At 52.4% G+C, this 26,149-nt stretch carries 25 protein-coding genes, 1 tRNA gene, 2 pseudogenes and 1 other annotated feature; of the genes and pseudogenes, 15 read left to right on the top strand and 13 right to left on the bottom strand.

The genetic code is table 11. The features are described 5' to 3' along the window. The first annotated feature begins 2 nt into the window (after positions 1 to 2). The 3 genes from puuR to ACRCWW_RS17035 all read left to right on the top strand — a co-directional run bounded on the left by puuR (position 3) and on the right by ACRCWW_RS17035 (position 3,377). Positions 3 to 476: an HTH-type transcriptional regulator PuuR gene (gene puuR / locus ACRCWW_RS17025; protein WP_438683458.1), complete on the top strand. Its 474-nt coding sequence runs from the start codon at positions 3 to 5 to the stop codon at positions 474 to 476. 130 nt (positions 477 to 606) lie between these two features. After that, positions 607 to 2,094, top strand: coding sequence for an aldehyde dehydrogenase PuuC (puuC, locus tag ACRCWW_RS17030; protein WP_438683459.1), 1,488 nt, complete (start codon positions 607 to 609; stop codon positions 2,092 to 2,094). Between the two features lie 2 nt (positions 2,095 to 2,096). Then, entirely contained in the window at positions 2,097 to 3,377 is a 1,281-nt protein-coding gene (locus tag ACRCWW_RS17035) for an NAD(P)/FAD-dependent oxidoreductase (protein WP_438683460.1), read from the top strand. Positions 3,378 to 3,490: 113 nt separating this feature from the next. Here ACRCWW_RS17035 and ACRCWW_RS17040 read toward each other — a convergent pair. Further along, positions 3,491 to 4,954, bottom strand: a pseudogene (locus ACRCWW_RS17040) (EmmdR/YeeO family multidrug/toxin efflux MATE transporter). A 46-nt stretch (positions 4,955 to 5,000) separates the two neighbouring features. Beyond that, positions 5,001 to 5,099: pseudogene (locus ACRCWW_RS17045) on the bottom strand (DUF5951 family protein); the annotation flags it as partial. Between the two features lie 9 nt (positions 5,100 to 5,108). On the opposite strand from ACRCWW_RS17045, the gene ACRCWW_RS17050 reads away from it, so the two are divergent. Then, positions 5,109 to 5,184 (top strand) — tRNA-Asn (locus ACRCWW_RS17050). A gap of 88 nt (positions 5,185 to 5,272) precedes the next feature. Here the strand turns inward: ACRCWW_RS17050 and ACRCWW_RS17055 are convergent. The 4 genes from ACRCWW_RS17055 to dacD form a co-directional block, all read right to left on the bottom strand. Further along, entirely contained in the window at positions 5,273 to 5,608 is a 336-nt protein-coding gene (locus tag ACRCWW_RS17055) for a DUF496 family protein (RefSeq protein ID WP_097161971.1), read from the bottom strand. 164 nt (positions 5,609 to 5,772) lie between these two features. After that, the gene (locus ACRCWW_RS17060; RefSeq protein WP_438683461.1) at positions 5,773 to 6,831 is read right to left on the bottom strand and encodes an FUSC family protein; all 1,059 of its coding nucleotides are present in this window, start codon (positions 6,829 to 6,831) and stop codon (positions 5,773 to 5,775) included. Positions 6,832 to 6,929: 98 nt separating this feature from the next. Then, on the bottom strand, positions 6,930 to 7,403 hold the full coding sequence (gene sbmC / locus ACRCWW_RS17065) for a DNA gyrase inhibitor SbmC (RefSeq protein WP_438683462.1): 474 nt from the start codon (positions 7,401 to 7,403) through the stop codon (positions 6,930 to 6,932). A 237-nt stretch (positions 7,404 to 7,640) separates the two neighbouring features. Then, the gene (gene dacD, locus ACRCWW_RS17070) at positions 7,641 to 8,807 is read right to left on the bottom strand and encodes a serine-type D-Ala-D-Ala carboxypeptidase DacD (RefSeq protein ID WP_438683463.1); all 1,167 of its coding nucleotides are present in this window, start codon (positions 8,805 to 8,807) and stop codon (positions 7,641 to 7,643) included. 190 nt (positions 8,808 to 8,997) lie between these two features. Between dacD and sbcB the strand changes: the two genes are divergently transcribed. After that, positions 8,998 to 10,422, top strand: a complete 1,425-nt coding sequence (sbcB, locus tag ACRCWW_RS17075) for an exodeoxyribonuclease I (RefSeq protein ID WP_438683464.1) — start codon at positions 8,998 to 9,000, stop codon at positions 10,420 to 10,422. A 61-nt stretch (positions 10,423 to 10,483) separates the two neighbouring features. Here the strand turns inward: sbcB and ACRCWW_RS17080 are convergent, their stop codons facing one another. The 4 genes from ACRCWW_RS17080 to ACRCWW_RS17095 all read right to left on the bottom strand — a co-directional run bounded on the left by ACRCWW_RS17080 (position 10,484) and on the right by ACRCWW_RS17095 (position 13,901). Further along, the gene (locus ACRCWW_RS17080; RefSeq protein ID WP_438683465.1) at positions 10,484 to 11,845 is read right to left on the bottom strand and encodes an APC family permease; all 1,362 of its coding nucleotides are present in this window, start codon (positions 11,843 to 11,845) and stop codon (positions 10,484 to 10,486) included. After that, a complete protein-coding gene (gene yoeI, locus ACRCWW_RS17085; protein WP_330986102.1) occupies positions 11,835 to 11,897 on the bottom strand; it encodes a membrane protein YoeI in 63 nt (20 codons plus the stop codon). The genes ACRCWW_RS17080 and yoeI overlap by 11 nt, the downstream gene beginning before the upstream one ends. A gap of 216 nt (positions 11,898 to 12,113) precedes the next feature. Continuing rightward, positions 12,114 to 13,043 (bottom strand): LysR family transcriptional regulator, encoded by a 930-nt coding sequence (locus ACRCWW_RS17090; protein WP_438683466.1) that lies wholly within the window; start codon positions 13,041 to 13,043, stop codon positions 12,114 to 12,116. Between the two features lie 39 nt (positions 13,044 to 13,082). Further along, complete coding sequence (locus tag ACRCWW_RS17095; protein ID WP_438683467.1) at positions 13,083 to 13,901, bottom strand: SDR family oxidoreductase; 819 nt, start codon at positions 13,899 to 13,901, stop codon at positions 13,083 to 13,085. Positions 13,902 to 14,076: 175 nt separating this feature from the next. Here ACRCWW_RS17095 and hisL point away from each other — a divergent pair, with 175 nt between their 5' ends. From hisL to hisIE, 9 genes are all read left to right on the top strand, one after another. Beyond that, positions 14,077 to 14,127, top strand: a complete 51-nt coding sequence (gene hisL, locus ACRCWW_RS17100; protein WP_330986103.1) for a his operon leader peptide — start codon at positions 14,077 to 14,079, stop codon at positions 14,125 to 14,127. After that, positions 14,103 to 14,227, top strand: a sequence feature (His leader region). It overlaps the preceding gene by 25 nt. A gap of 46 nt (positions 14,228 to 14,273) precedes the next feature. Next, the gene (hisG, locus tag ACRCWW_RS17105) at positions 14,274 to 15,173 is read left to right on the top strand and encodes an ATP phosphoribosyltransferase (RefSeq protein WP_330986092.1); all 900 of its coding nucleotides are present in this window, start codon (positions 14,274 to 14,276) and stop codon (positions 15,171 to 15,173) included. 4 nt (positions 15,174 to 15,177) lie between these two features. Continuing rightward, positions 15,178 to 16,482 (top strand): histidinol dehydrogenase, encoded by a 1,305-nt coding sequence (hisD, locus tag ACRCWW_RS17110; protein ID WP_438683468.1) that lies wholly within the window; start codon positions 15,178 to 15,180, stop codon positions 16,480 to 16,482. Then, the gene (gene hisC / locus ACRCWW_RS17115; RefSeq protein WP_438683469.1) at positions 16,479 to 17,540 is read left to right on the top strand and encodes a histidinol-phosphate transaminase; all 1,062 of its coding nucleotides are present in this window, start codon (positions 16,479 to 16,481) and stop codon (positions 17,538 to 17,540) included. The genes hisD and hisC overlap by 4 nt, the downstream gene beginning before the upstream one ends. After that, the gene (gene hisB, locus ACRCWW_RS17120; protein ID WP_438683470.1) at positions 17,537 to 18,604 is read left to right on the top strand and encodes a bifunctional histidinol-phosphatase/imidazoleglycerol-phosphate dehydratase HisB; all 1,068 of its coding nucleotides are present in this window, start codon (positions 17,537 to 17,539) and stop codon (positions 18,602 to 18,604) included. Before hisC ends, hisB begins: the two co-directional genes overlap by 4 nt. Continuing rightward, positions 18,604 to 19,194, top strand: a complete 591-nt coding sequence (hisH, locus tag ACRCWW_RS17125) for an imidazole glycerol phosphate synthase subunit HisH (RefSeq protein WP_438683471.1) — start codon at positions 18,604 to 18,606, stop codon at positions 19,192 to 19,194. The genes hisB and hisH overlap by 1 nt, the downstream gene beginning before the upstream one ends. After that, positions 19,194 to 19,931 carry a 1-(5-phosphoribosyl)-5-[(5-phosphoribosylamino)methylideneamino]imidazole-4-carboxamide isomerase gene (gene hisA, locus ACRCWW_RS17130; protein ID WP_438683472.1) on the top strand — a complete coding sequence of 246 codons (738 nt, stop codon included), beginning with the start codon at positions 19,194 to 19,196 and terminating at the stop codon, positions 19,929 to 19,931. The genes hisH and hisA overlap by 1 nt, the downstream gene beginning before the upstream one ends. After that, entirely contained in the window at positions 19,913 to 20,686 is a 774-nt protein-coding gene (gene hisF / locus ACRCWW_RS17135; protein WP_438683473.1) for an imidazole glycerol phosphate synthase subunit HisF, read from the top strand. Before hisA ends, hisF begins: the two co-directional genes overlap by 19 nt. Next, positions 20,683 to 21,273 carry a bifunctional phosphoribosyl-AMP cyclohydrolase/phosphoribosyl-ATP diphosphatase HisIE gene (gene hisIE, locus ACRCWW_RS17140; RefSeq protein WP_438683474.1) on the top strand — a complete coding sequence of 197 codons (591 nt, stop codon included), beginning with the start codon at positions 20,683 to 20,685 and terminating at the stop codon, positions 21,271 to 21,273. Before hisF ends, hisIE begins: the two co-directional genes overlap by 4 nt. Before the next feature lie 67 nt (positions 21,274 to 21,340). Here hisIE and wzzB read toward each other — a convergent pair whose 3' ends face one another. Next, a complete protein-coding gene (wzzB, locus tag ACRCWW_RS17145) occupies positions 21,341 to 22,345 on the bottom strand; it encodes an LPS O-antigen chain length determinant protein WzzB (protein ID WP_438683475.1) in 1,005 nt (334 codons plus the stop codon). 231 nt (positions 22,346 to 22,576) lie between these two features. On the opposite strand from wzzB, the gene ACRCWW_RS17150 reads away from it, so the two are divergent. Continuing rightward, positions 22,577 to 23,581: an NAD-dependent epimerase gene (locus tag ACRCWW_RS17150; protein WP_438683476.1), complete on the top strand. Its 1,005-nt coding sequence runs from the start codon at positions 22,577 to 22,579 to the stop codon at positions 23,579 to 23,581. 112 nt (positions 23,582 to 23,693) lie between these two features. On the opposite strand, the gene ACRCWW_RS17155 is transcribed toward ACRCWW_RS17150, so the two are convergent. After that, the gene (locus ACRCWW_RS17155) at positions 23,694 to 24,740 is read right to left on the bottom strand and encodes an acyltransferase family protein (protein WP_438683477.1); all 1,047 of its coding nucleotides are present in this window, start codon (positions 24,738 to 24,740) and stop codon (positions 23,694 to 23,696) included. A gap of 281 nt (positions 24,741 to 25,021) precedes the next feature. After that, a complete protein-coding gene (locus tag ACRCWW_RS17160; protein WP_438683478.1) occupies positions 25,022 to 26,041 on the bottom strand; it encodes an acyltransferase family protein in 1,020 nt (339 codons plus the stop codon). Positions 26,042 to 26,149: the final 108 nt, after the last annotated feature.

The following is a 26,149-nucleotide window of genomic DNA, read 5'->3' on the forward strand; positions in this document are numbered from 1 at the left end:
AACTGTCTGGATTAACGCATAGCGCCATCAGCACCATAGAACAGGACAAAGTCAGTCCTGCCATCAGTACGCTGCAAAAGCTGCTGAAAGTCTACGGGCTGTCGCTCTCCGAGTTCTTCGCGGAACCGGAAAAACCTGATGAGCCGCAGGTGGTTATCAATCAGGATGACCTGATTGAGATCGGCAGTCAGGGTGTTTCAATGAAGCTGGTACACAACGGAAATCCGAACCGTACACTGGCAATGATCTTCGAGACTTACCAACCGGGGACAACCACCGGGGAGAGGATCAAACACCAGGGTGAGGAGATAGGCACGATACTGGAAGGTGAAGTGATACTGACCATCAACGGCCAGGATTATCACCTCGTTGCAGGGCAAAGCTATGCCATTAACACCGGCATACCGCACAGCTTCAGCAACACCTCGGCAGGCATTTGCCGCATTATCAGCGCCCATACCCCCACCACGTTCTGACTTCCTTCTGGCCTGAGTTTCTCAGGCCATCTTAAACGATGCTTTTTTAACAGGGTTCATTTCCTGGGGCATTTTGCAGCCTGAATTTCGTGGCCGCGGCAAAAAATTGCATTTATCAGAAGGAGTTACCATGGACTTTCAACATCTGAATTACTGGCAGGACAAAGCGAATAACGCCACGCCAGAAACGCGTCTGTTTATTAACGGCGAATATTGTCAGGCTCAGGATGGCAGCACGTTCGATATTGTCGATCCTGCCGCACAGCGCACTCTGGCACACGTTTCACGCGGCAAAAAAGCAGATGTGGACATCGCCGTTCGCGCTGCACGCGAAGTGTTTGATCGCGGTGACTGGTCGCAGGCCTCCCCGGCTAAACGTAAAGCCGTGTTGAACAAGCTGGCGGATTTAATGGAGCAGCATCACGAGGAGCTGGCACTGCTGGAAACGCTCGATACCGGCAAGCCTATTCGCCATAGCCTGCGTGATGATATTCCCGGCGCTACCCGCGCTATTCGCTGGTATGCCGAAGCGATCGATAAAGTCTATGGTGAAGTCGCGACCACCGGTGTGAATGAACTGGCGATGATTGTTCGCGAGCCGGTTGGCGTGATTGCCGCCGTGGTGCCCTGGAACTTCCCTCTGCTGCTGGCTTGCTGGAAATTAGGCCCGGCGTTGGCAACTGGCAACAGCGTTATCCTTAAGCCTTCTGAAAAATCGCCATTGACCGCTATTCGCATGGCGCAACTGGCGAAAGAAGCCGGGCTACCTGATGGCGTGTTCAACGTGATTCCAGGTTTTGGTCATGAAGCGGGCCAGGCGCTCTCTCAGCATCCTGATGTCGACGTGATCACCTTCACGGGTTCAACGCGCACAGGTAAACAACTGCTGAAAGATGCGGGCGACAGCAACATGAAACGCGTGTGGCTGGAAGCTGGCGGCAAAAGCGCCAACATCGTATTCGCTGACTGTCCGGATCTGCCTAAAGCCGCTGCGACAACAGCCGCAGGCATCTTCTATAACCAGGGCCAGGTGTGTATCGCGGGAACTCGTCTGCTGCTGGAAGAGAGCATCGCCGATGAGTTTATCGCTCTACTTAAAGAGCAGGCCAAAAACTGGCAGCCGGGCAACCCTCTCGATCCAAACACCACCATGGGCACGCTGATTGATAACGCCCACGCCGACACCGTTCACAGCTTTATTCGCGATGGCGAAACGCAAGGCAAACTGGCGCTGGATGGCCGCGACGGCAAGCACCCTGCCGCTATCGGCCCGACCATTTTTGTTGATACCGATCCGAAAGCCCGCGTGGGGCGTGATGAAATTTTCGGGCCGGTGCTGGTTGTTACCCGCTTCACCTCTGAAGCACAGGCGCTGGAACTGGCTAACGACAGCGACTATGGCCTGGGCGCAGCAGTGTGGACCAGCAACCTTTCCCGTGCGCATCGCATGAGCCGCCGCCTGAAAGCAGGGTCTGTTTTCGTCAATAACTACAACGATGGCGACATGACCGTGCCGTTTGGCGGGTACAAACAGAGCGGCAACGGACGCGATAAGTCCCTGCATGCCCTGGAAAAATTTAGCGAACTGAAAACTATCTGGATTGCCCTGGAGCCTTAATCATGACTGAACATACCACCAGCTATTACGCCGCAAGCGCTAACCAGTATGAACCGTTTCCGCAGTTGAACGAATCCGTCACCTGCGACGTGTGTGTGGTCGGCGGCGGCTACACCGGGCTTTCCGCTGCGCTGCATTTGTCCGAAATGGGCTATGACGTGGTGCTGCTGGAAGCGGCGCGTATTGGCTTCGGGGCCAGCGGACGTAACGGCGGCCAGTTGGTTAACTCCTACAGCCGCGATATTGACGTGATTGAACGCAACTACGGCCCGGAAGCGGCAAAAATGCTCGGCAGCATGATGTTTGAAGGCGGGGAGATCATTCGCGAACGCATCAAACGCTACCAGATTGACTGCGACTATCGTCCCGGCGGCCTGTTTGTGGCGATGAACCATAAGCAGCTGGAAAAACTGGAAGATCAGAAAGCCAACTGGGAACGCTACGGCAATACCCAGCTGGAGCTGCTGGATGCCAACGAGCTGAAACGCGAAGTGAACAGCGATCGCTATGTGGGCGCTCTGCTGGATCACAGCGGCGGCCATATTCATCCGCTCAACCTCGCCATCGGTGAAGCTAACGCGATTCGTCTGAACGGCGGGCGCGTCTATGAGCAATCACCGGTGACGAAGATCCAGCACACCACCCCGGCCGTTGTCAGCACGGAAAAAGGCCAGGTCACAGCGAAGTATGTGGTCGTGGCGGGCAACGCCTATCTTGGCGATAAAGTGGAGCCGGATTTGGCGAAACGTAGCATGCCGTGCGGCACCCAGGTGCTCACCACTGAGCCGCTGGGCGAAGACGTTGCCCGCTCACTGATCCCGAAAAATTACTGCGTGGAAGACTGTAACTATCTGCTGGATTACTACCGTCTGACTGCGGATAACCGTCTGCTGTACGGCGGCGGCGTAGTGTACGGTGCACGTGATCCAGCGGATATCGAACGTCTGGTAATGCCAAACCTGCTGAAAACCTTCCCGCAGTTGAAAGGCGTGAAAATTGATTACAGCTGGACGGGTAACTTCCTGCTGACGCTTTCCCGCCTGCCGCAGGTGGGGCGTCTGGATAACAATATTTATTACAGCCAGGGTTGCAGTGGTCACGGTGTCACTTATACCCATCTGGCAGGCCGCCTGATTGCCGAACTGCTGCGGGGTGATGCAGAACGCTTCAATGCCTTTGCCAACCTGCCGCACTATCCGTTCCCGGGCGGCCGTACCTTCCGTATTCCGTTCACGGCCATGGGAGCCGCTTACTACAGTCTTCGCGATCGCCTTGGGGTGTAATGAGCTCTGGTGTTTTGCCCGACGCACAAGGGAGATCCCCCCTTGTGCGTTTTTTTATTCATCGCCGAAGTCATTCGTAGGCCGGAGTAAGGCGAAGCCGCCACCCGGCATTTTTATTCACTCCGGACGCGCGGATATTTCCACAACCAGCGCCCGCTGATCATTCGCCAGTAGAACGCTGCGCCGCGTACAGCCCAATCCAGGAACATCCCCAGCCAGACGCCCACAACGCCCATCCCGAGCACAATGCCCAGCAGATAACCGGCCACCACGCGCGCGCCCCACATACTGAACATCGATACCCACATCGCGAAGCGTGCGTCACGAGCCCCTTTCAGCCCTGCCGGAAGCACCCATGAGGCCGACCAGATAGGCATAAACGCGGCGTTCAGCCACAGCAGTTCTTTCACCACCGCTTTCACGTCCGCTTCGTGCGTATAGAAGGAAGCAAACAGCCCGGCAAAGGGCGCGGTTCCCCACGCAATCGCGGTCAGCACAATCGTCGACATCCAGAAGACGTGGCGCAGCTGTTTTTCCGCCTGACCAATCTGCCCTTTACCGAGACGTTTGCCAGTGATGATGGTCGACGCCGAACCCAATGCGTTACCCGGCAGGTTAATCAGCGAGGCGACGGAGAAAGCAATAAAGTTACCGGCAATAACGTCAGTGCCCATTCCGGCCACGAACATCTGCGTCAGCAGTTTCCCGCTGTTAAACAGCACCGACTCAATACTGGCTGGAATGCCAATCCCCATCACCTCCCAGATAATGGCGAAGTTCAGCGGCTTGATGTAGCTCTTAAGCGGAATACGCAGCGCCGGGTTAAAGCCCACAGCCAGCACCGCCACAATCGCTACGGCACCGATGTAACGCGAAATCGTCAAGCCCAGCCCGGCGCCCACAAAGCCTAGTCCGTCCCACGAGAAGACACCGTAAATAAGAATGCTGCTGATAATAATGTTGAGGATGTTCATCCCGCCGTTAATCAGCAACGGGATTTTGGTGTTCCCTGCCCCACGCAGCGCTCCGCTGCCGATCAGCGCGATGGCTGCTGCCGGGTAACTCAATACGGTCAATTCCAGATAGGTCAGTGCCAGCTCTTTAACGTGCGGCGTGGCTGCTCCGGCAACCACCTCAATAATTTCGCGGCCAAACAGATGGATCACGACCGCAAGAATGATCGAGAATAGCGTCATAATCACCAACGACTGGCGCGCTGCGGCTCGCGCCTGCTTACGATTACGTTTGCCGAGACTGAAGGCCACCACCACTGTTGTACCGAGATCAATCGCGGCGAAAAACGCCATGATCACCATATTGAAACTGTCAGCCAGCCCAACGCCTGCCATGGCGTCAGCCCCCAGCCAGCTCACCAAAAATGTGCTGAGTACGCCCATTAACAGGACGCAGGTGTTTTCCAGAAAGATGGGCACAGCAAGAGGGGTGATTTCACGCCAGAACAGAACACGGTACGTTTTGCGATTTTTATACCAGGTTGTGCGAGTGACGGCCTGGCTTACAGCGGCAGAGAGCTTCAAGGGGTGCCTTAGAGAGAAAGTTGAAACCACGTTTTAAATGATGAGGGAGAATCCGAAAACCTGCAACGTGGAATTCACCGATAATTGTGGGTAAATACAACAAATTGTTGACGGAACCGTCAGTCGTGCAGAAAGGCGCGAATTGGGGTTTGACAAAAATTTTTTCGCCGCTAAGATTAGCCACCTAACCGATTCCTCTGTAGTTCAGTCGGTAGAACGGCGGACTGTTAATCCGTATGTCACTGGTTCGAGTCCAGTCAGAGGAGCCAAATTTAAAAAGCCTGCTTTCGAGCAGGCTTTTTGCTTTTGCGCGTCTGGCGCAATAAAAAAGCGGTGATGATCACCGCTCTTTGAATCTTACTCTGCTTTCGGCTCGGCGGTTTTCAGTTCGCCCATCACTTTCAGCTTTTTGGAGATCTCGCGACGCTCTTTAGAGAGTTCAGCGTTTTTGATGATGTAGTCGTCAACGCGATCTTCATAGTCGGTTTTCATGCTGGCGATGATGCCCTGAATCGCTTCTACGCTCATGCCTGGCTTGATGTAGTCGCTGAGGTTGTCCAGCAGCAGAACGCGTTTCTGGTTGTCACGGACCTTTTTCTCAACGTCCTGAATTTCACGCTGCAGCTTGTTCTTACGGCGGAACAGACGAACAAACTCCAGTACGTCCTGGAATGAAGGCTTAGTTGTTTCCATTTTGACACCCCTGATAATTGAGATTCGGATTCGTAAAACAGCCGCTACGGGTAAACATAACTGCTAGCGGCCGCGAATGACAATGGTTTTTGCTCTGGGTTCATCATAACCCTAAACGTTGCTGAATCGAAACAAGCACACCGCAAACCGTGACCGTGTGGGCGTTATTTGCGCAACGCGCGACAAATCAGATGCGACAGCAGTTCCAGCTGTCTGGCGAGCTCCATACTTAACCATACATAGCCGTGCATCGGGGTTTCTGCCAGGTTGTCGCCTTTGTAGTCACTGACCAGCTGGCGCAGTTCTGCGACTATCTCATTGAGCTTTTCGTTGTTCGCCAGAATCGGCTGCGGATTCCCTTCGTAAAGCGCATGGGCAATCGTCAGCAGCGTCTGTTGCGTCATGTGCTGCATGTCGCGCAGGGTATGGGCATTCAGCATCACATAGTGGCTGGCGCGGGACGCCCAGTGCGCATTGATTTGCAGTTCAAGCATGCAGACCAGGTTGCGGTTAACGGTCTGAATGCCTTCAAAGATAGATTTCTGGATGTGCGTTTCTTTGCTGGCGGGCGTAATGAGCCCACGCATTTTGACCACGTCATTGAGGATTTTTTGCAGATGGCGATCCAGACGCGGGCGTTCAAGCAAGTTCGGCGAGAACCCTGTCTGATAAAGACGGTTGAACTCTGTGACGTAACTGGCCATCTGAATGCGCCAGTGAATGAAAGCTCGCTGTGGCCAGATACCGGTGAATAACATCGCCAGCAATGAGCCAATGATAACGTCGCCACTTCGCCACAGCGCCATGTGCATATCGCCTGGTGGCGCACCCACCACCACCGCAAGCGTGATGCCGATCAGCAATGCCTGATAAGGTTTTTTACCGAGCGCCAGCCAGCCGCAAAGGAACATCGCCGCCGCGCACCATAATAGCATTAAGGGCAGAGACATCAGTTCCAGCTTGAGCGCCACCAGCCCAAGAACAGAGCCGAGGATTGTTCCGCCGATACGCTCGAAGGCACGAGGCACCACGTTGCCCCAGAATGAAATGGGCCCCATGATCACCACCAGGGTGATCAGAGGCCACGTGCCTTCCGGGATGTTTAGCAGGCGAACCAGAAGAAAGGTCAGAATAAATGCCAGCGAAATACGTATACCGTGAATAATGCGATAATTACGGTACAGACGAATTTCAAAAGGACTCAGTGATTTATCGGCGCGCACACCCGCTCTCCGCCAGGGCTAAAACACAATTGTATCTGCTTTTCTGCTTCTGGCATCACGGATGTGCAAAAAACCCTGCTAAAACCAGGACTTTTACCTTAACCCCCCCGGCGCTTAACAGGCACGTACATCTCAATATCCCAGTGCCCGTCTTTGTTACCGTCATTCAGATAGAGCTCGAAGCAGGGTTTGTCCGCAAGCTCGTGATCTTTATCTTCAAGCACGCTATTGAAGAACTGATACCACGGCGTGGAGAAGTCGTGATCAATAACCCTGGCAGGGGCTTTGGCATAAAGACCTGCGGCGACTTCGGTGATGATCACGCCTTCACTGTTGGCCGGGATAGCAAATCCCTCATCGACTGTGACCACCGTATCGCAACGCAGCTTCTCTGCGGGCGTTTCGTCCGGGTTATCGTAGTACACCGCCACCCACTCTTTGGCTGGGATCTTTTGACCGTCGACCCACATAGCCAGTTGCTCAAAGCCTTGCTTAACGGTTTGTTCCCATGGACCAACCATGTGAAAACCCGCCACGACGCGTTTTTGCTGCTGGGTAATGCTGTAATCCATACGTCCTCCGCACACAAGTTTACTGGATAAATATACATATAAAATCTAGCAAACAGCCCTGAAGGAGTATGTGCGATATTTCACAGAACGGGAAAGTCAGAGGCCTTCAATATGGGTTGATGACCAGGGGAATTGCCGGGTGGCGCTGCGCTTACCCGGCCTACAAATCCGTCCTGTAGGCCCGCGCAAACGCAGTGCCGCCGGGCAAAAACGCCACCCGGCAGCGTATTAAATGGATCAGGCTTTATGGTGCAGCCAGTCGCTAAAGCGTGAGAAGACTCCGCCCTTGCCAACGCTTTCCAGCGTCACCAGCGGCCAGTGAGCCACAATCTTGTCGCCATCATAGAGTTCAATTTCCCCGACGCGTTGATGGGCCGCAATCGGTGCGTCCAGCTCTTTCTTATCCAGCACGTATTTGGCTTTGATGTTCGGTACTTCCGCTTTTGGCAGCGCCAGCCAGAAATCCTGGTCAGTGCCAAGACTGATTTGTTCTTTATCGCCGTACCAGATGCGTTCCGTACCGACCTGTTTGCCCGTATGCAGAATTTGCACGGTGTCGAAATTCTGCTGGCCCCATTGCAGCAGCTTGCGAGCCTGATCTTCACGCCCTTTCGGGCTGTCGGCCCCCATGACGACCGCAATCAGACGGCGTTTGCCATCCACTGCCGATGCAATCAGGTTAAAGCCTGCGCCTGACGTATGCCCGGTTTTCAGGCCATCCACATTCATGGTTTTGTCCCACAGCAACCCGTTACGGTTGTTCTGGGTGATGCCGTTCCAGGTCAGGCTTTTCTCACTGTACATATGGTAGAAATCTGGCTCGCCGTGAATAATCGCCCGGGAAAGCACGGCCAAATCGTAGGCAGAACTGTGCTGGCCTGGCGCATCAAGCCCGTGCACCGTTTCAAAATGGGTGTCTTTCAGGCCCAACTTCTTCACGTAATCGTTCATCATGGTGACGAACTGCGGCTGCCCGCCTGCGACGTAGTCAGCCAGCGCCACGCAGGCGTCGTTACCCGAATCCACAATCAGACCACGACTGAGGTCGTGCACGGTTAAGCGGTCACCTTCTTTGAGGAACATCAGCGAGGAACCGTTAAATACAGGATTCACTTTCGCCCACGCATCGCGTCCCACCGTGACCATGTCATCCGGTGAAATACGGTGGCTGTCGATAGCGCGATCGACCACATAGCCGGTCATTAGCTTGGTCAGACTGGCGGGGTTACGCTGCTGGTGTTCATTACCGGCGGTAAGAATTTGGCCCGTGGTGTAATCCATCAGCACCCAGGAACCTGCCTGAATGGCCGGTGGCTGAACCGGTGCGGGGATATAATCTGCGGCAACGGCGCAGGAGATGCTCGAAGCGAGCAAAGATACAGCGACAAACAAACGGCCTTTCAACAGCAAATCCTCTACTTTCTTTTATTCGCCGTTCTTTTTACGGGAGTTACGCTTTACTGACAGCGTTAAATTGCAAGAAAGTATGACATTTCCTGCGAGATACGCCGCGGGATTGAACCCGTGCCCTTCTGATGCCAGGGCAAATCGTTTACCATTACCGCCTTTCGCGCTTACGGATTACTGACAGCTCATGCAAGAAACGCCATCGCAACCTGGATTTCTGTTCCACGATTATGAAACCTTCGGTACCAGCCCACAGCTGGACAGGCCGGCACAGTTTGCGGCCATCCGCACTGACAGCGATTTCAACATTATCGGTGAACCGGAAGTCTTTTATTGCAAGCCTGCCGACGATTATTTACCCCAGCCACAGGCGGTGATGATCACGGGTATTACGCCCCAGGAAGCGCTGGCGAAAGGCGAAAATGAAGCGGCTTTTGCCAAACGCATTCACGACCTGTTTACGGTGCCGAAAACCTGCGTCGTGGGCTACAACAACGTGCGCTTCGATGACGAAGTGACCCGCAACATTTTTTACCGAAATTTCTACGATCCGTATGCCTGGAGCTGGCAAAACCATAATTCACGCTGGGATTTGCTTGATGTGATGCGCGCCTGTTACGCGCTTCGTCCGGAAGGGATCAACTGGCCTGAAAATGAAGAAGGCTTGCCGAGCTTCCGTCTTGAGCATCTGACCAAAGCCAACGGGATTGAGCACAGCAACGCGCACGACGCGATGGCCGATGTTTACGCCACCATTGCGATGGCAAAACTGGTGAAATCACGTCAACCGCGCCTGTTTGAGTATCTCTATACCTACCGCGGCAAGAACAAACTTGCGACGCTGATTGATGTGCCACAGATGAAACCCCTGGTGCACATCTCTGGGATGTTTGGCGCATGGCGCGGCAACACCAGTTGGGTTGCGCCCCTTGCGTGGCATCCTGATAACAAAAACGCGGTGATCATGGTCGACCTGGCGGGTGATATTTCTCCGCTGCTGGAACTGGATGCCGATCAGCTGCGTGAGCGTCTGTATACGCCAAAAGCGGATTTGGGCGAGTTAGCTGCCGTCCCGGTCAAACTGGTTCATCTGAATAAATGCCCGATTCTGGCGCAGGCAAACACGCTGCGTCCTGAAGATGCTGACAGACTGGGCATTCATCGCCAGCAGTGTCTGGATAACCTGAAAGTGCTGCGTGAAAACCCGCAGGTGCGCGACAAAGTCGTCGCTATCTTTGCTGAAGCAGAACCGTTTGTCCCGTCGCCAAACGTCGATACACAGCTCTATAACGGATTCTTTAGCGATGCGGATCGCACGGCGATGAAAATCCTGCTGGAAACGGAACCGCGTAATTTGCCGGCGCTGGATTTGACCTTTGCCGACTCGCGAATTGAGAAGCTGTTATTTAACTACCGCGCGCGTAACTTCCCGGGAACACTGGATGAAGCCGAGCAGGAACGCTGGTTGCAGCATCGTCGCAATGTCTTTACGCCGGAGTTTTTGCAAGCTTATGCGCAGGAGCTGGAAGCGCTGTACGGGCAGTATGAAGGGGACAACGAGAAGCTGGCTTTGCTGAAAGCACTGTATCAGTACGCGCAGGATATCGTCTGAGGCCAGATTGCAGACATAAAAAAACCGGAGACACTGTCTCCGGTTTTTTATTGCGTCAGGATCACTGCGCGATATCTTCGTACTGCGGCACCGGGTTACGGAAGCTGCGGGTCACACAGGCCAGATAAATCAGGCCGACTGCGCCCCAAATCAGGCCGAGAACCATCGAACTCTCTTCGAGGTTAATCCACAGCGCACCAACGGTCAGAGCACCACATACCGGCATAATCAGGTAGTTGAAGTGGTCTTTCAGCGTCTTGTTACGCTTCTCGCGGATCCAGAACTGTGAGATAACGGACAGGTTCACGAAGGTAAACGCCACCAGCGCACCGAAGTTGATCAGCGCTGTCGCGGTAACCAAATCGAACTTGATAGCCAGCAGTGCGATAGCACCTACCAGCAGCACGTTCCACGCCGGAGTACGCCATTTCGGATGCACATAACCGAAGAAGCTTTTCGGGAACACGCCGTCACGACCCATGACGTACATCAGACGAGAAACACCTGCGTGCGCCGCCATACCAGAAGCCAGAACGGTGACGCTGGAGAAAATCAGCACACACCACTGGAAGGTTTTACCGGCAACGTACAGCATGATTTCTGGCTGTGACGCGTCTGGATCTTTGAAGCGCGAAATGTCCGGGAAGTACAGTTGCAGGAAGTAAGAAGCAACGATAAATACCGCACCGCCAATCAGAGCTGTCAGCACGATAGCTCTTGGGATTACGCGCTCTGCATCTTTGGTCTCTTCAGACAGAGAAGAGATACCGTCAAAGCCGAGGAACGAGAAGCACAGGATTGTCGCACCGGTGATCATCGGCGTGATATGCGCGCCTTCAGACCAGAACGGACGGCTGCTTGTCAGCGTGCCAGCACCCGTTCCGTTGTGTACGCCCCAGACGATCATGCCGACGATAACGGCCACGATCCCCATCTGCAGGACCACAATCAGGGTGTTGAAGTTAGCCACGGTCTTAATGCTGCGCAGGTTAGAGATGGTCATAAAGGCCACCAGACCGACAACAAAGATCCATGACGGCACCGACGGCACCAGGGCTTCAAAATAGATTTTCGCCAACAGGATGTTGATCATCGGCATAAACAGATAATCAAGCAGCGAAGACCAACCCACCATAAAGCCAACCGTCGGGCTAATGGATTTCTGGGCGTAGGTATAGGCTGAACCTGCAGACGGATAGCGGCGAACCAGCTTACCGTAACTTAACGCAGTAAACAGGATGGCTATCAGAGCGAATGCATAAGCTGTCGGGACGTGACCATCGGTCAGTCCAGATACGATACCAAATGTATCGAACAGCGTCATAGGCTGCATATAGGCAAGACCCATCATAACAACCGGAATCAACGTAAGAGACTTACGTAATTCCACGCGAGAGGTGTTTGGAGTAACGTTATGCGACATGGCTATTCCCCTTTACGGTGATAACCGTCGCGTAAGCAAAAAATTGCCCCATTTTTTGGATTTCCTCGGCGACAACAACTGTCGATTTTTAGTAAGTATCTATCCGGTACGAAGCCCGGCCTCTTGTTTGTATGAGTGTCTGAAAACAAAAAAATAACCGACGCCACTTTTAAATTGCGTCGGTTACTCTTTTTTTTCTGGCGCGTATTTTGCCCTCATCCCCACGTAAACACAAGAGAATGAGGGCTGCGTAAGAGAATTCTTTTAGCTAACTGCCTGATAATCCATCACCGATGCGATTGTAAACAGCCGCGATAGCATTATTTGCTAAAACAGCTTCCCGCCACCAGCTGCTGGCAAGCCCCGCCGTCTGCTCGTTCCAGCCCATCCAGACGGTATCAAAGGGCACATGAGCCGAAATCTGTTTTTCAATTAATGCGCCACTCTCGAGAAACCGTTGCGCCATATAACGCGGTAAATAGCCGCAGCCAAGGCCGCTGATTTGCAGCTCAAGCTTGGTTTTAAAGTCAAAAACCGTAATCGCTTCCTGATCGTCCAGCAATTGTTGAAATGCCGGGCAGTCGGGCGTCATGCCGTCACCCACCACAATCGCACGATAGCGTTTCAGGGTTTTACGGCTTATCGGCTCGGCTTCTTGCGCCAGGGGATGATGCGGGGCAATGACAAAGATTTGCTCCAGTTGGCCCAACGGAGCAAAGCCAAAATCACTAAGAGCTGGTGGATCGTGCAGCGCGCCGACAATCATATCCGCGCGGCCCTGGATTAACGCATCCCATGAGCCACCGAGCACGCCGTTAACGAATTTCAGCCGCGTGACGTTGTGCTTTGCATAGAATTGCTCAATCAGCGGTGCCAGAAGCGAGAAAGGAAAGGTGTCATCCACGCCAATCACCAGATCGTTTTCCCAGCCTTCGTGCAGCTTAATCGCCTGCTTCTCAAGCTCCCGAACGGTATGCAGCACTTCCCGGCCTTTCTCCAGCAGCAATTGCCCGGTGCGAGTGAAGGTTGCCCGATGCCCGCTGCGGTCAAGCAGCTGAATATTGAGGTCGCTTTCCAGCTTGTGGACGGTGTAACTGAGGGCAGACGGCGTCTTAAAGAGCTTTGCCGAAGCCGCAGCAAAGCTCCCTTCTTTATCGAGCGCATCAAGAATGATGAGGACTTCCAGCAATGGTTTCATCGTCGCCCCCTTACGGTACGCGATGTCACCGCCAGCAAGTTATTCCAGCGGCATCACCAGCGGATCAGGATATTGATACTCAAAGCCCAACTCAGCACAAATCCGGTTCCCGTCAATAATGCGCCCTTTCTCAGTGCTGTTGCTGAACACCGGCGGCTCAAGCCCCAGTTCGCGGGCCATTTGCGGGTAAAAGGTAGAGCGCGACGGATGTCCCGGCGCACAAAGATTATAGATATGGCCGCCTTTCGGGGCCTGCAACAGCAGCGTAATCGCCGAAATCACGTCTTCGAGATGCACAAGATTGACGCCCTGCTGCCCGTCCGGAGCCGATTTTCCGGCAAAGAAACGGCCTGGGTGACGGCCTGGCCCCACTAAACCGGCAAGGCGCAAAATGTCGACAGAGGTGCCGGGCAAATTGTGTAGCCAGTCTTCCAGCTCTTTTAATACTCGTCCGCTAGAGGTAATCGGCTCGCGCTCTGCGTTCTCTTTAATCGTGCCCTGCCCTTTGCCGTACACGGACGTTGAGCTGGTAAACACGATGCGGGGAATATGGTAAGCCAGGGCGCTGTCGACAATTTCTTGCACCGCCTGAAGATAAAAGTCTTCTCCCGGCCCGCTGCGACGAGCGGGAAGTGTTATCACCAGCGCGTCCACATTCATTAACGCATCGAGGTCGTCGCTATCGCAGACCAGCTGTGGCTCCAGACGAAGCGGATAACCGTCGATACCGCACATCCTCGCCGCCTCAACCCCGTCATCCGTGGTTTTGCTGCCCGTCACCTGCCAGCCTCGTGCCGTTAACGACAGCGCCAGCGGCATTCCCAGCCACCCTAAACCGACAATGGCGACCTTTTTCATCTGCATTCTCCTGCTTTTTCGCATTCCTGACTTAAGGCTACGCCAGCCCCGGCGAACTGACAATTTATCTGGTGAATATGAAATGAATTAAAGATAAAAAAAAGCCCTTGCAATCAGGCGCAGAACTGGTTTAGGTTAAACGACATCAAATGCATAAGCATTCAACGAGAAAATTATGAGCTGCGTTCAATTTAAACACCACCATCATCACCATCACCCTGACTAGTCTTTCAGGCGATGTGTGCTGGAAGACAGTTAGATCTTCCAGTGGTGCATGAACGCAAGAGAAAGCCCCCGGAAGATCGCACTTCCGGGGGCTTTTTTTTGGACGCGAGCAAGCGAAATACAGACAGGACTACGAGGATAACCAGAATGTCAGACACCAGCCGTTTACGCATAGCTATTCAGAAATCAGGCCGTTTAAGCGATGATTCACGCGAATTACTCGCCCGCTGTGGCATAAAAATTAATCTGCACACCCAGCGCCTGATCGCGCTGGCGGAAAATATGCCGATCGACATTCTGCGCGTGCGTGACGACGATATCCCTGGCCTGATCATGGATGGCGTGGTTGACCTCGGCATCATCGGTGAAAACGTACTGGAAGAAGAGCTGCTGAGCCGCCGCGCTCAGGGCGAAGACCCGCGTTACTTCACGCTGCGTCGTCTTGATTTTGGCGGTTGCCGTTTTTCCCTTGCTATCAATGTCGATGAACCGTGGGACGGCCCGGCATGCCTGAACAATAAGCGTATCGCGACCTCTTATCCTCACATCCTTAAACGCTATATGGACAGCAAGGGCGTACAGTTTAAATCCTGTCTGCTGAACGGTTCCGTTGAAGTCGCCCCGCGTGCGGGTCTGGCGGATGCGATTTGCGATCTGGTTTCGACTGGCGCGACGCTGGAAGCAAACGGTCTGCGTGAAGTGGAAGTGATTTATCGTTCTAAAGCATGCCTTATCCAGCGCGACGGCGAGATGCCGGAAGCCAAACAGCAGCTTATCGACAAACTGCTGACCCGTATTCAGGGCGTTATCCAGGCTCGCGAATCGAAATACATCATGATGCACGCGCCAACCGAACGTCTGGAAGAAGTCATTGCTCTGCTTCCTGGCGCTGAGCGCCCAACCATTCTGCCGCTGGCGGGCGATCAGCAGCGCGTGGCAATGCACATGGTCAGCAGCGAAACCCTGTTCTGGGAAACCATGGAAAAGCTCAAAGCGCTGGGCGCCAGCTCCATTCTGGTGCTGCCGATTGAGAAGATGATGGAGTAACGCCATGAGCTTCAATACTCTTATCGACTGGAACCAGTGTGACGAAGCCGAGCAGCGTGCTCTGCTGATGCGTCCGGCCATTAGCGCCTCTGACAGCATCACTCGCACCGTGGTCGAGATACTGGATAACGTCAAAACCAACGGCGATAACGCGCTGCGTGAATACAGCGCTAAGTTTGATAAAACTGATGTTAAAGCGCTTAAAGTCAGCGAGCAGGAAATTGACGCGGCAAGCGAACGCCTGAGCGATGAACTGAAACAAGCGATGGCGGTAGCGGTAAAAAACATCGACACCTTCCACAATGCGCAGATATTGCAGGCGGTTGATGTGGAAACGCTGCCCGGCGTGCGCTGCCAGCAGGTTACCCGTCCAATCTCGTCCGTGGGCCTTTATATTCCTGGCGGCTCTGCGCCACTGTTCTCGACAGTATTGATGCTCGCCACGCCAGCACGTATCGCGGGATGCAAAAAAGTGGTGCTCTGTTCCCCACCGCCGATTGCTGATGAAATTCTGTATGCGGCAAAACTGTGCGGCGTGCAGGAAGTGTTTAACGTCGGCGGCGCACAGGCGATTGCTGCCCTCGCCTTCGGAACCGAATCCGTTCCGAAAGTCGATAAAATTTTTGGCCCGGGCAATGCCTTTGTCACCGAAGCCAAACGCCAGGTTAGCCAGCGTCTGGACGGCGCAGCCATCGATATGCCAGCGGGCCCATCCGAAGTGCTGGTCATTGCCGACAGCGGCGCAACACCTGATTTTGTTGCTTCCGATTTGCTGTCTCAGGCGGAACACGGCCCTGATTCCCAGGTGATTTTGCTGACGCCAGATGCCGACATGGCTTCTCGCGTGGCGCTGGCCGTCGAACGCCAGCTCGCAGAGTTACCGCGTGCTGAAACAGCCCGTCAGGCGCTTTCAGCCAGCCGTTTGATTGTGGCTCGCGACATGGCGCAATGCGTGGAAATTTCCAACCAGTACGGCCCGGAGCACCTGATCATTCAGACTCGCGATGCACGCTCACTGGTCGACAGCATCACCAGCGCAGGCTCGGTGTTCCTCGGCGACTGGTCGCCGGAATCCGCGGGCGATTACGCTTCCGGCACCAACCACGTATTGCCAACGTACGGCTACACCGCAACCTGCTCAAGCCTTGGCCTTGCCGACTTCCAGAAGCGCATGACCGTACAAGAGTTGTCCCGCGAAGGTTTTGCGTCACTGGCTTCCACCATTGAAACGCTGGCCGCTGCCGAACGCCTGACCGCCCACAAAAACGCCGTCACCCTGCGCGTTGCCGCCCTCAAGGAGATGAAATGAGCATTGAAGAGTTAGCCCGCAAAAACGTTCGCGACCTGACGCCTTATCAATCCGCCCGTCGTCTTGGCGGTAAAGGGGATGTCTGGCTGAATGCCAACGAATTTCCGACGGCGGTAGCGTTCGACTTGTCCCAGCAGACACTGAACCGTTATCCAGAGTGCCAGCCAAAAGCGGTCATCGACAACTATGCCCAATACGCCGGACTGAAACCGGAACAAGTGCTGGTTAGCCGCGGTGCCGATGAAGGCATTGAGCTGCTGATCCGCGCATTTTGCGAACCGGGTAAAGATGCCATTCTGTTTTGCCCACCGACTTACGGCATGTACAGCGTCAGCGCCGAAACCTTCGGCGTGGAATACCGTACCGTTCCGGCACTGGAAAACTGGCAGTTAGACTTACAGGCGATTGCCGACAAACTCGACGGCGTGAAAGTCGTTTACGTCTGCAGCCCGAACAACCCGACCGGGCAAATTATTAACCCGCAGGATATTCGCGTGCTGCTGGAAATGACACGCGGCAAAGCGATCGTAGTGGCAGACGAAGCATATATCGAATTTTGCCCACAGGCGACGCTCACCAGCTGGATTGCCGAGTACCCACACTTAGTGGTGCTGCGTACGTTATCCAAAGCCTTCGCCCTGGCCGGGCTGCGCTGCGGCTTTACGCTGGCAAGTGAAGAAGTCATCGCCCTGCTGCTGAAAGTCATCGCCCCCTACCCGCTTTCAACGCCAGTAGCCGACATTGCGGCTCAGGCGCTAAGCCCGCAGGGGATAAACGCCATGCGTGACCGCGTCGCGCAAATCCTGCAAGAGCGCCAGTATCTGGTTAGCCAGCTGCGTGAGATTGACTGTGTCGAACAGGTGTTTGATTCAGAGACCAACTACATTCTGGCGCGTATCACCGCCTCAAGCGCAGTCTTCAAATCTCTGTGGGATCAGGGCATTATCTTACGTGATCAGAATAAACAACCTTCTTTAAGCGGCTGTCTGCGAATCACCATCGGCACCCGTGAAGAGAGCCAGCGCGTCATTGACGCCCTTCGTGCGGAGAAAGTATGACCCAGAAGTTCCTCTTTATCGATCGTGACGGCACGCTGATTAGCGAGCCACCGAGTGATTTTCAGGTAGACCGTTTTGACAAGCTGGCGTTTGAGCCGGAAGCGATCCCTTCCCTGCTGAAGCTGCAAAATGCAGGCTACAGGCTGGTGATGATCACCAATCAGGATGGTCTTGGCACTGACAGCTTCCCGCAGGCGGATTTTGACGGCCCGCACAACCTGATGATGCAGGTTTTCACCTCGCAGGGCGTGAAGTTTGAAGACGTGCTGATTTGCCCGCACTTCGAAACCGACAACTGCGAGTGCCGCAAACCGAAAACCAAAATGGTGGCGGCGTGGCTGGCAGACGGCGCCATGGACGGGGCGCACAGCTATGTGATTGGCGACCGTGCCACCGACGTTCAGCTTGCCAATAACATGGGCATCGCTGGCCTGCGTTATAACCGCGATGAACTGAACTGGCTGAAAATCACCGAACAGCTGACCCAACGCGATCGTTATGCTCACGTTGAACGCACCACGCGCGAAACGCAGATTGATGTGAAAGTGTGGCTGGATCGCGAAGGTGGCAGCAAAATCAACACCGGCGTCGGTTTCTTCGATCATATGCTGGATCAGATTGCCACCCACGGCGGGTTCCGTATGGAAATCACCGTCAAAGGTGACCTGTATATCGACGATCACCACACCGTGGAAGACACCGGTTTAGCACTGGGCGAAGCGCTGAAGCTGGCGCTCGGCGATAAGCGTGGCATCAACCGCTTTGGCTTCGTGCTGCCGATGGACGAATGCCTGGCCCGCTGTGCGCTGGATATTTCCGGCCGTCCTCACCTCGAATACCGCGCCGAATTTACCTATCAGCGCGTCGGCGACCTCAGCACCGAAATGATTGAGCACTTCTTCCGCTCGCTGTCGTACACCATGGGCGTGACGCTGCACCTGAAAACCAAAGGCAAAAACGATCACCACCGCGTAGAAAGCCTGTTTAAAGCCTTTGGCCGTACACTGCGCCAGGCAATCCGCGTGGAAGGCGACACCCTTCCCTCCTCCAAAGGAGTGTTGTGATGAACGTGGTGATCCTCGACACCGATTGCGCCAATCTCAACTCGGTGAAATCCGCCGTGAGTCGTCACGGCTATGAGCCTGTCGTAAGCCGTGACCCGGACGTGGTTCTGCGTGCGGACAAACTCTTTCTGCCGGGCGTAGGCACTGCGCAGGCGGCCATGGATCAGCTTCGCGAGCGCGAGCTGATTGAGCTCATCAAAGCCTGTACTCAACCAGTGCTGGGCATTTGTCTGGGGATGCAGCTGCTTGGTCGTCGTAGCGAAGAGACTCGCGGCGTCGACATGCTGGGCATCATCGAGCAGGATGTGCCGAAGATGACAGATTTTGGCCTGCCGTTGCCGCACATGGGCTGGAACCGCGTTTATCCGAAAGCGGGCGATCGCCTGTTCCGTGGCATTGAAGACGGGGCTTATTTCTACTTCGTGCACAGCTACGCGATGCCGGTTAACACATACACCACTGCGCAGTGTAATTACGGCGAGCCTTTTACTGCCGCCGTGCAAAAAGACAATTTCTTCGGCGTGCAGTTTCACCCGGAACGCTCCGGTGCTGCCGGGGCCATGCTGCTGAAAAACTTCCTGGAGATGTGATGATCATTCCAGCTTTAGATTTAATTGACGGCACCGTGGTGCGTCTTCATCAGGGCGATTACGGCCAACAGCGCGACTACGGCAATGACCCGTTGCCGCGCCTGCAGGATTACGCAGCGCAAGGTGCGGAAGTTTTACATCTGGTCGATTTGACCGGAGCAAAAGACCCGGCTAAGCGTCAGATCCCATTGCTTAAAAAACTGGTCGCTGGCATTAACGTGCCAGTTCAGGTTGGCGGCGGTATTCGTACCGAAGAAGATGTTGCAGCCCTACTGGATGCTGGAGTTGCACGGGTGGTCGTCGGTTCAACGGCGGTTAAATCCCCGGAGATTGTGAAAAGCTGGTTTGCGCGTTTTGGTGCGGACAAGCTGGTACTGGCGCTCGATGTACGCATCGACGAACAAGGCAATAAGCAGGTCGCGGTCAGCGGCTGGCAGGAAAACTCAGGCGTCACGCTGGAAGAACTGGTTGATACCTATTTGCCGGTTGGGCTCAAACATGTGCTGTGTACCGATATTTCGCGCGACGGCACGCTGGCTGGCTCCAACGTCTCTTTATATAAAGAAGTCTGTGCTCGTTTTCCGCAGATTGCCTTCCAGTCATCCGGCGGGATTGGTGATATTCAGGATGTCGCGGCTCTGCGCGGCACGGGTGTGAAAGGCGTTATCGTAGGGCGCGCCCTGCTGGAAGGTAAGTTCACTGTAACGGAGGCCATCGAATGCTGGCAAAACGGATAATTCCTTGTCTTGATGTGCGCGATGGTCAGGTCGTGAAAGGCGTGCAGTTCCGCAATCACGAAATCATCGGCGATATCGTGCCGCTGGCAAAACGCTATGCCGAAGAAGGTGCCGACGAACTGGTGTTCTATGACATCACCGCTTCCAGCGACGGCCGCGTGGTTGATAAAAGCTGGGTATCGCGCGTGGCAGAAGTTATCGATATTCCTTTCTGCGTGGCAGGCGGGATCAAGTCGGTGGACGATGCGTCCAAAATTCTCTCTTTCGGCGCAGATAAGATTTCGGTCAACTCCCCTGCGTTGGCCGATCCAGAGCTGATCACGCGTCTTGCGGATCGCTTTGGCGTGCAGTGTATTGTGGTGGGGATCGACACCTGGTTTGACGATCAAACAGGAAAGTATCACGTCAACCAGTACACGGGCGATGAAAGCCGAACTCGCGTCACTCAATGGGAAACCCTGGAGTGGGTGCAGGAAGTGCAGAAACGTGGCGCGGGTGAAATCGTGTTAAACATGATGAACCAGGACGGCGTGCGTAATGGTTACGACTTAGCCCAGCTGAAAAAAGTCCGTGAAGTTTGCCATGTTCCGCTGATCGCCTCTGGCGGCGCGGGCACAATGGAGCACTTCCTCGAAGCGTTCAGGGATGCCGACGTTGACGGCGCTTTAGCCGCCTCGGTGTTCCACAAACAGATTATCAATATTGGTGAATTAAAAGCGTACCTGGCGACTCAGGGCGTGGAGATCAGGTTATGAAACTGGACTGGGAAAAAACCGACGGACTGATGCCCGCCATCGTGCAACACGCCGTTTCCGGCGAAGTGCTGATGCTGGGCTATATGAATCAGGAAGCACTGGCGCAAACACAAGAAAGTGGCAAAGTGACCTTTTACTCACGCACGAAAGAGCGTCTGTGGACCAAAGGCGAAACGTCCGGAAACTTCCTGAATGTTGTCAGTATCACTCCAGATTGCGACAACGACACCTTGCTGGTGCTGGTGAATCCGATTGGCCCAACCTGCCACAAAGGCACCTCAAGCTGCTTTGGCGAAGCAAGCCACCAGTGGCTGTTCCTGTATCAACTTGAACAACTTTTGGCTGAGCGCAAAACAGCCGATCCCGCGAGTTCGTATACCGCCAAACTGTACGCCAGCGGCACCAAGCGCATCGCACAAAAAGTGGGTGAAGAAGGCGTGGAAACAGCGCTGGCGGCAACAGTCAACGACCGTCATGAGCTGACCAACGAAGCTTCAGATTTGATGTATCACCTGCTGGTTTTGCTACAGGATCAGGACCTGGATTTAACGACGGTGATCGAGAATTTACGTAAGCGGCATCAGTAAACCGTTTCGCAGTGACAAAAAAACCGGGCCATTTCTGTGCCCGGTTTTTTTATGACTTGCGTGAAGCTTAAGCTTTCGGCTGGTAGTTACGCAGCGCGTTGCGGCCCAGAACAACACCAGCCCCGACCATACCGCCCAATAACACGGCCAGGATCAGCGTGATAGCACGTTTCGGGCTATCGCGATGAATAGCCAGCGTTGGCTTCATCACATAACGGTAGGCGTGAATGTTAGAGGTTTTGAGCTCCTCTTTATTCTCGCCGCTCATCAGGTTATCGATATCAAACAGCGTCTGACGCGTCTGGTAGTAGCTGTCCGGGAAGGACAACGGACGCGTTGCTTCGTTTTTTACCATCGCAGAAAGCGCATCGCTCCCCAACATAAACATGGTGTCCTGCGAAACCTGTTCAGCCTGCTGAACTTGCGGCACCTTGATTTTTGACTGTTCGGCAATGGTCAGCGCCTGAGTGATCTGCGCGACACGTAATGCTTTCTGCTCGGTAGCGACTTTTTCCTGCGTCGTCAGTGACTGCTCAAGCGCGTCTTTACGGGAATCAATGTTGGATTTGAGATCCCCGCCTACCGCTTTGGCCACACCTTCATCAACCTGCTGAATGTACTGCGCCAGAGTTTTCTGTGCTTCTTCAGCCGAAGGCCCCGTGTAGGAGACGCGCAGTGGCAAGCCCTGCCCCTTCACCGCCGTTTCAATACTCAGTTTTTCCGGCACTTCCTGATTATCCAGTGTTTCGGACAATGCTGAGAAAGAGGAGTTAAAACGGGTGATGAAATCTTGTTGAATCGCCCCTGTAGAAGGCGCACTGCCACCAAACAGAATGTTCATGGCGTTAGAGTAGCTGGAAATCTGCCCTGAATCCGGCTGTGTGATGAGTGCTGTAGAGGTCCATTTCTCTTTAGCAACAAACAGATAAACGACAGCAAGCAGGATCGCGACAACAACACAAACAATGATGGTGCCCTTCCCACGCCAGATCTGCATCACTAAATCTATCAGATCAATCTGCTCCGGATCGCTGCTGCGGCCGGAAAAACTCTTATTGTTATCCTGTGTCATAAAAACCTTAAGCTGCGAAATGAAGAAATGCCCACAAGGCCAGGTAGTCTACTCATACATCCGGGAAATACTATAGGAATAATGCCCGAACTCATCTGAATTTACCGAAAAAGCTGGCTACCCTAATTGTAGATAACGATTATCTTTTTGCCTTATCTAACGGTATGATTTTGCTTTCAGATGTGCCAGGAGCGATGTGGTGAAATCCTGGTCAGTTTTCGAGGATATAAGATGAAATATCTGGTTACCGGCGCGGCCGGTTTTATCGGCTTCCATGTAAGCGAACGCCTTTTGCAGGCGGGCCATCAGGTGGTGGGGATTGATAACCTCAATGACTACTACGACGTCAGCCTCAAGCAGGCGCGACTGGATCTGCTTAGCGCACCTGGCTTCAGCTTCCATAAAATCGATCTCGCTGACCGTGAAGCCATGGCGACCTTGTTTGCTGAAGAGAGATTCGACAGAGTGATCCATCTGGCCGCACAAGCGGGGGTGCGCTACTCGCTGGAAAACCCACACGCGTATGCCGATGCCAACCTGATGGGTCACCTGAACGTGCTGGAAGGCTGTCGCCATAACAAAGTTCAGCATCTTCTCTACGCCTCTTCCAGCTCCGTATACGGCCTGAACCGCAAGATGCCTTTCTCAACTGATGATTCGGTTGACCACCCGGTGTCCCTGTATGCGGCAACCAAAAAAGCCAACGAGCTGATGTCCCATACCTATTCACACCTGTATGGCCTGCCAACAACAGGGCTGCGCTTCTTTACCGTGTATGGCCCGTGGGGCCGCCCGGATATGGCACTGTTTAAGTTCACCAAAGCCATGCTTGAAGGCAAAAGCATCGACGTTTACAACTATGGCAAAATGAAGCGTGACTTCACCTATATCGATGATATTGCCGAAGCCATCATTCGCTTGCAGGACGTCATCCCACAGCCAGATGCCAACTGGACTGTAGAAGAAGGCTCCCCGGCTACCAGTTCTGCGCCCTACCGCGTCTATAACATCGGTAACAGCTCCCCTGTCGAGCTGATGGATTACATTACCGCGCTGGAAGAAGCGCTGGGCATTGAGGCAGATAAGAACATGATGCCGATTCAGCCTGGCGATGTGCTGGAAACCAGCGCCGACACCAAAGCGCTGTTTGATGTTATCGGCTTTAAACCAGAAACCACGGTGAAAGATGGGGTGAAAAACTTCGTCGACTGGTATCGCGAGTTTTATAAAGCCTAAATGTTGTATCAGCTACTCCATCATTGAGTAGCTGATACTTTTCTATAATTGAATTTCACCGCCAGGTTAGACACCTGAACCAAATTTTATTAAGTCACAGGCTCACGGCCATTCAGTTCAATCGTGTTTTCATAACCAATTCTCTTAGCTTATTTTTCTCGAGCAATTGATAGCTGAAAAAAGCCGTAATTATAGCGGATAGTATAGCAACTGACGCGAGTAGATATGAAGAATGCACCCTTGAGATAAGAAAATACTTAACCAATATAAAAATTGGCAGATGGCATAAGTACAATGAGAAAGAGATATTGCCGATACCCGCAAGCATGTTATTAAAAACGCCAAAAACGGGCCGACTATAAAATGAAGTAGCAACAAAGGCTATTGACAAGATTAGTGCCGTTATTGTGTAAGCAACACCTCCGAATCTCTGGTATGGATAAGACAGAAAAGATGCACTGAGTAGTGCTAATATAAATACTGTAACAATCATTGCCGGGTGCTGTTTATTTAATGTATTTTTTATCATTTCGAATGGTGCTAATTGGGTAATAAACCACACCAGCAATCCGATAAAAAGAGCATTAGCCCTAAACATCCACCAGGTTTTTATCCCACCAGGAATTACTGTGAAAAGCAACAGCAAAATTATGCAGGGAACCCATCTGTTACGAATGCTAATAGCAACAAGCAAAGGAAGAAAAAGATAAAATTGCATTTCAACGCCTAATGACCAAAAATAGCCGAAAACATTTGGCATCGTCGCATTGAAAAAATTCCCGGTGAAGGTTATTGCACCAAGCACCACACCTAAGATTTGACGAAACTCTTTAAAAAAACCTTGTTCAATCCAGACCCAACTTAACACAAAGATGAAAACTGCCCAAAAAAAACAAGGCAAATACAGCCTTGAAAATCTTCGTTTATAAAAAACAAATGCATCTTCGCATGTCATCATTCGGCCATCTATTTTTTTAAGAAAAGTTTCCCCCATCAGGTAACCCGATATGATAAAGAAAAAATCAACACCAATCGCCGTATCAAAATACGAATGCCAAAAATTAAATACATCACTCTTTTTAAGAAAGATGCCCAAATGTGTAAAAATAACCAGAAGAATAGAGACACCACGCAACATCTGAATGTTATTATTTTTCACTCTGTACTCCAACAACGCTGAAGATGGTTCTTTTACACTAATTAACTATTATTCCATTAACATTTACTTAGGCAGACAAGAACGTGATGCCGATTCAATTGGGCGCCTGTGCCTGAACCGACGATGACAGTAAAGCTCTGCTGATTATATTGGTCCTAAACAGATAACAGGCGATAACTGAAACATTATCACCTGCGATCTCGAGCATTTTACTAATGCATTACTCTTTGCATATCGAACTGGTAGCGAATGCCCCTGGTGCCACTGTTCTGACAGGGGGATTATCGTACCACCACCCGTTGCCTTTTTGCTTTAAAAAATCTCACCATCGGTTTTTCCAGATATAAATAGCCAATCACACCTGATGCTATCGCTGGAATCAGCATTCCAAAACCGAAAAGATATGGCACGGTCAGATGAAGTTTTTTTAAAATCATAGCAGCAGGACTTAAAACAAATGGGTGGATCAAGTATAACGAGTATGAGCTATAGCCAAGCAGAATGCCAAAATTAAGGATCGCATTCGTTTTATTCTTAAACCAGGATTCCAATGACACTAAACCGGTGAACACCAACCACATTGGCACTCCGACGCTGAAAGCACCAGGCAGTGTAGAAAACACATCCATATTATTATTTTTATAGATCAACAGGGCCAAGCCAGTCGATAGCAATACGGTTCCCGATCCTGTACCAATTTTATATTTTTTCAGAATGAAAAATGAGGCCACTCCCATCGCAAACTCATACAGCCAACTACTGAAAATGAAATTTAGGATATGCCCTTCTGGCTGCAGTACGAAACCGAGAGTCGCCAGCAGACAGAGTGAAAAAACAGTACTGAGATATCTTACAGACCTGTCTTTTATTAAAAAAATAAATACGGAGAAAATAAAGTAATAATAAAATTCATAGCTTAAAGTCCAGCCATTTTGAACCAGATACTTATTTCCAGTTGGAATTAACAAGTAGGAATTCAGAATACTCGTCGTTCCACCGGAGGAATTAACAACGTGAGGAGCCACAATAAAAACAGCTAACGCTACCGTAGTAAAAAACCAATACAAAGGAAGAATACGTTCAAAACGCAATGCAATGAATTTCCCGAAGGTTATGTCTTTATCATGAGTAGAGTAACACATGATAAACCCAGAAATAATGAAAAATAGGTCTACCCCTGATCCTCCAATATGCAACCAGTCAAAACCACTCACACCATATGTTCGCTCTTTAAATGCAATATGATGTAACACAACCAGCAGAGCCGCAAAGCCTCGCAATAACTGAACGGAAATAAGCATAATCAGCCTTTATAATCACATTACATTTATCGCAAGTGAAATAATACATTCATTCCAAAAACGATCATATGAACATAAATAATAAGATAAATAGAAATAAAAAAGCAC

The sequence above is a fragment of the Scandinavium sp. genome (assembly GCF_051650185.1).
Classification (GTDB): Bacteria; Pseudomonadota; Gammaproteobacteria; order Enterobacterales; family Enterobacteriaceae; genus Scandinavium.